This window comes from Acidovorax sp. KPB24-03 (assembly GCF_057546605.1).
The window spans coordinates 1-5,262 of the sequence record NZ_BAAJYR010000238.1; the positions used below are offsets into that span (position 1 = coordinate 1).

A 5,262-nucleotide genomic window follows, 5' to 3' on the forward strand; every position below is an offset into this window, starting at 1 on the left:
CGTGATCGACCGGGTGCCGCGGCGCCTGTCCGGAACGCAGCGGGAGGCGTTGCAACGCCTGTCCAGGCAGGTGGTCAGCCAACTGGAGGCCCGCCAGGGCCGCCGGGAGGCCCAGATCCAGGCGGGCACGCTGGGCCGCCTGCTGGAGGCCATGCCCGATGCGGTCGTCTCCTGCGGCTCCGATGGACTGCTGGGCGAGTTCAACCACGTGGCCCGGGCCTGGCACGGCACCGACCCCCGGTCCCTGCCGCCGAGCGAGTGGGCCGAGCATTTCGACCTGTTCGAGGCCTCTGGCACACGGCTGCTGGCGACCGGGGACATCCCGCTGCTGGCCGCCTGGCGGGGCGAGACCGTGCGCGGGTTCGAGCTGGTCATCAAGGCCAAGGGCCAGCCGCCGCGGTCGGTGCTGTGCAACGCTTCGCCTTTGTTCTACGCGGACGGCACCAAGATGGGCGCGGTATGCCTGATGCACGACGTGACGGCACTGCGCGCCGCCACCCGTGCCGCCACGATCGCGGCCCAGCGCTTTTCGGGCGCCTTCAGCGCCGCCACCCATGGAATGGCCCTGGTCGCCACCACGGGCCACTGGATCGAGGTCAACGACGCGCTGTGCGGCATGCTGGGCTACTCGCGGGACGAATTGCTGCGCATGGATTTCCGGCGTCTCACCCACCCGGACGATCTCATGTCCCACCGCGACCACATCGACCGCCTGGTCCGCAGGGAAACGCAGAACTACCAGTTGGGCAAGCGCTACCTGCGCAAGGACGGCGAGACGGTGTGGGCCCATCTGGCGGTCTCGCTGGTGCGGGACGAATTCGACCAGCCCCTGCATTTCGTGGCCCAGATCCAGGACGTCACGGAGCAGCGGTCCATGGAAGAGCGCCTGCGCGACAGCGAGCGCCGCATGCGCAGCATCCTGGAAGACACGGAGGACGCCTTCATCGTGGCCGATGAGGACGGCCAGATCCTGGAGTGGAACCGCGCAGCCCAGGCGATGTTCGGCTGGCGCCGGGCCGAGGTGCTGGGGCGCCCGATGGCCGAGACCATCCTCGCCCCGGCGATGCGAACGCGCAGCCTGGCGGCGCTCATGGCCAACGAGGGCGCCCGGGCCCGCAGGCAGCTTCTTCCGGGATGGCACCGCGACCAGCACGAGTTTCCGATGGAGATCACCCTCAGCCAGGTGCAGCTGGAATCGTCCCGCATCGTGACGGCCTTCATGCACGACATCAGCGAGCGCGTCGCGGCCGAGCAGCAACTGCGTCGAAGCGAGGCCCAGTTGCAGCTGATGGCCGACAGCGTGCCCGCACTCATCGCGCACGTGGGCGCGGATTTGCGCTACCAGTTCGCCAACAAGGCTTATGCCGCATGGTTCGGCAAGGACCCCGCGCAGATCGTGGGCCGCCCCATGGATGAAATCCTGGATTCGGCGCATTTCGCCAAGGCCTGGCCCTACACCCGCCGCGTGCTGAAAGGCGAACCGGTGCAGTTCGAGGCCGAGGTCGCCAACGCCGCCGGCGAGACCCGGGTCATGTCCGCCAGCTACATCCCCGATGTTCAGCCGTTGGAGCCGGACCGCCCACCGGCGCCCGCAGTCGGGTTCCACCTCACGGTGACGGACATCACCGTCCACAAGGATTACGCCAACAGGCTAGCGATCAGCGCCGCGCGGCTGGAGCGGGCCCTCGAAGGGGCCCAGCTGGGCTTGTGGGAACTGAACATCGAGGCCATGACGCTGCAGGTGGACGCCCGCGGATCGGCCATGCTGGGCTTCGGCCCCAACGAGGTGACCAAGACCGTGCCCGAATGGACCGCCGTGCTGCACCCTCTCGACCAGGAGCCGAACGTGGCCGCGTTCCGCCGGCATCTCGGCGGAATGACGGAAACCTACGAGAACGAGTTCAGGGTGCAGGGCCCGCAGGGGGCCTGGATCTGGCTGTTCTCCCGCGGCAAGGTCATCCGGCGCAGCGCCACGGGCGCGCCCTCCAAGGTCATCGGCACGTTCATGGACATCACCCAGCGCAAGCTTGACGAAGAGGCGCTGGCGCGCGCGGCCCTGCTGCTGCGGCAGTCGGGGGCCATGGCACGCGTGGGAGGCTGGACGCTGAATCCGGCCACGGGCGAGGCGGCCTGGACGGACGAGGTCTACCGCATCCACGACCTGGAGCCGCAAACCACGCCGGACCTGTCGCAGGCGCTGAACTACTACACGAAGCGTCGCGCCCCCTCATCGGCGCGGCCGTGCAGCGGTGCATGGAAGACGGCACGCCGTGGGACCTGGAGCTGGAATTGATCTCGCACAAGGGACGACACCTCTGGGTGCGCGCGCAGGGCGAGCCGACCTACCAGGACGGCCAGATCGTCCAGCTGAGCGGGGCCTTCCAGGACATCACGGAGCGAAAGCACTCGGAGCTGCAACTGCAGCGCCTGAACGCCACGCTGGCGGAGCTGTCCTATACGGATGCCCTCACGGGACTGGGCAACCGCCGCCTGTTCGACGAGGCATTGAGCGCCGAGTGGGGCCGGGCGCGCCGGCAGGACGCATCCGTGGCCCTGCTGATGATCGATATCGACCACTTCAAGCACTACAACGACATGCACGGGCACCAGGCCGGCGACGAATGCCTGCGCCAGGTCGGCACCGTGCTGCAGGGGGCGTTGTTCCGGGCGCACGAAAAGCCGATGCGCTACGGGGGTGAAGAGTTCGTGGTGCTCCTGCCGGGCACCACGGGCGACGAGGCGCAGGCCGTGGCCCAACGGGTGCTGCAGGCGTTCGACCATGCCGCCATCCCCCATGGCGCTTCGCCCCTGGGCCCGCACGTCACCTTGAGCATCGGCGTGGCGGCCCTGCAGCCCACGGCGGAAATGACAGAAAAGCAATTGGTGCGCGACGCGGACCAGGGGCTCTACCAGGCCAAGGCCGCCGGACGGGCGCGTTTCATGCGGTGGCGCTGAGCGAACAGCCCCCCACTGAGGCGGCCGCAACGCAAAAAGGCTTCGCACTGCGAAGCCTTTTTTGCTTTTGGCACCCCAGCCGTTCATCCGAACGCGGGGGTGGCCATAACCTGTTTTACTGGTTGTAGACGCGCTTCAGATCGGCAACGCACTTGTCCTTGACGTCACCGTTCATGGCATCGCAACGCTCCTTGGCGGCCTTGTATTCGGCTTCGCGCTTTTCTTCAGCGGCGTCCTTCTTCACTTCGGCGACCTTGGCGTCCTTCTTGGCCATGTTGTCCGAAGGCTTGGCCTGGGCGCGAGCCACCTTGGCGTCTTCCTTGGCCTTCACGTGGGCGCTTGGCATCCTTCACGCAGACGTCCTTGGCATTGCCTTGCTGGTCATCGCACTTTTCCTTGGCGACGTCGTAGGCGGCGTCAGCGCGGGCTTCGTTCACCTTGTAGGTGGCCTTGTCGCTGGGCTTGTACTGGGCTTCCAGCTCGGCCTTGGCGACCTTCTCGGCACCCTTGGCTTCCTTCATGCAGACGTCCTTGGCGTTGGCCGTCATGCTGTCGCACTTCTGCTTGTTCATCTTGTAGTCGGCAGAGATGCGGTCCTTGGCGGCGCTGTGCTCTTCCTTGGTCATGGCCATGCCGCTGGTGGCGAGAAGGCCGGCGGCCACGATGGCCAGAAGATTGCGTGCGTGTTTCATATTTTTCTCCTCAATGTCTGTAGGGGGGTGCGGTTGTCGATTTGCCTTGTGGCAGCACGGCGAACACCGCTGGTTTTAAAAGTGGGAAAGGCCCGGGATTTACTTGTCGAAACGGAATTCGGGGTGGCGGTCTTGCCAGGACTTCAGTTCCTTCTCGGCGGCATCCTTGGCCAGACCCTGGCGCTCTTGCAGCTTGCCCAGGAACTGGTCGCGCTTGCCGGCTGCCACGTCAAGATCGTCGTCCGTCAGCTTGCCCCATTGCTCCTTGATCTTGCCGGTGAATTGCTTCCAGTTTCCCTTGACGGTGTCTTCATTCATGGCACAAGTCCTCTTGGTTATTCGCTTCAGCCCTCCACTCCGAGACGGTTTGGAACCCTGGCTGGATGCGATGGACGAACTGTAAAAGTGCCCCCTCGGGGCAGGCGTAGTCATCCGGGGGCAGCACGCGTCAGCCCAGGCCTACGGTTGACAAGGACAAAAAAAAGGGGCGTGCAGTGCACGCCCCTTTCGGCTATGAGCCCATGCGCTCAGTGCGCCAGATGCAGCCCGCATTCGCGGTTGTCCTCGCCCTTCGTCGGGTCCACGTAATCGAAGTTGTTGGGCAGTTGGTGGGCCACGAGGTATTCGTACAGGTCCTTGGACGACCAATGCAGCAGCGGTGCGACCTTGAGCAGGCCGTCGGGGTTGATGCTCACCGGGTCCATCTGCGCGCGCACGGCCGTGTCGGTGGCGCGCAGCGCGGTGAACCACACTTGCGGCGCGGTCTCGCGCAGCGCGCGGGCGAAGGGCTCGAGCTTGACCTCTTCGGTAAAGGCGGCATGCCGCGGATCGTCGAGCGCGGGCACCGGGCCTTCGACGGCCTCGCGGTGGGCGCGCGAGCGGCGTGGCAGGTAGATCGACAGGTTCAGGCCAAGCTGCCGGGTCACCTCGTCGGCGAACTGGTAAGTGGCCTCGGTGTTGTAGCCGTTGTCCATCCACACCACCGGCACGTCGGGCCGGGCCCGCGTGACCATGTGCAGGATGACGGCCTCGAACGGCCGGAAATTGGTGGTGACGATGGTGGGCCGGCCCAGGCCCACGGCCCAGTCCACGAGGCCCTGGGCGTCCTTGCCGAGTTCGGCGTTGATTCTTGCGAGGTCGATGCTGCTCATTCCATGCTCCAACGGGACCGGGCGCGAGCGGCCCGGTGGGACGGGCGATTGTGCCTTTTGCGCCGCAGGGCCGCAGCCGGCCGGCCACGCGCCCCTGCCGCCCGGCGGGGCACCGGAGCGCCGCAGTACGGCAAAAATACAACAATAAGAATCATTCCCATTCTCTTTTTATAATCGGCGTTCCATGCCGCACCCCGCCTCGCTTCCTCCGCCGCCCGAGCCCCTGCTGGCCGCCCTGGTGAAGCACTACGAAGACCTGGTGGGGTCGCTGCGGCACCGCTTCGGGGACGAGTGCTTTCCGCGCGAGATCGTGAACGACCTGTGCGTGCGGCTGCTCGAGCGCCCGGTGCCCGGCGAGATCGCCAATCCGCTCGCGTTCCTGCGCTGCGTGGCGCGGGACCTGGCCATCGACCGCTACCGCGCCCAGGCCCGGCGCCGCGAGACGGCGCACGAGCACCCCGAGG

4 protein-coding genes and 2 pseudogenes are annotated in these 5,262 nt (G+C 66.7%); 3 read left to right on the forward strand and 3 right to left on the reverse strand.

Annotated features, from left to right (window positions below):
- Nucleotides 1-2,293 (forward strand): PAS domain-containing protein (locus tag AC27KI_RS18090; protein WP_487115098.1); only part of this gene is annotated, 2,293 nt, incomplete at its 5' end.
- Entirely contained in the window at nucleotides 2,254-2,955 is a 702-nt protein-coding gene (locus AC27KI_RS18095) for a GGDEF domain-containing protein (RefSeq protein WP_487115100.1), read from the forward strand. The genes AC27KI_RS18090 and AC27KI_RS18095, both read left to right, overlap by 40 nt.
- A gap of 115 nt (nucleotides 2,956-3,070) precedes the next feature.
- Here the strand turns inward: AC27KI_RS18095 and AC27KI_RS18100 are convergent.
- The 3 genes and pseudogenes from AC27KI_RS18100 to AC27KI_RS18110 form a co-directional block, all read right to left on the reverse strand.
- Nucleotides 3,071-3,647, reverse strand: a pseudogene (locus AC27KI_RS18100) (hypothetical protein).
- A gap of 99 nt (nucleotides 3,648-3,746) precedes the next feature.
- Complete coding sequence (locus AC27KI_RS18105; protein WP_272565861.1) at nucleotides 3,747-3,965, reverse strand: CsbD family protein; 219 nt, start codon at nucleotides 3,963-3,965, stop codon at nucleotides 3,747-3,749.
- Between the two features lie 209 nt (nucleotides 3,966-4,174).
- Complete coding sequence (locus AC27KI_RS18110; protein ID WP_272565862.1) at nucleotides 4,175-4,798, reverse strand: phosphoadenosine phosphosulfate reductase domain-containing protein; 624 nt, start codon at nucleotides 4,796-4,798, stop codon at nucleotides 4,175-4,177.
- 184 nt (nucleotides 4,799-4,982) lie between these two features.
- Here AC27KI_RS18110 and AC27KI_RS18115 point away from each other — a divergent pair.
- Nucleotides 4,983-5,262 (forward strand): annotated as a pseudogene (locus AC27KI_RS18115) (RNA polymerase sigma factor); the annotation flags it as partial.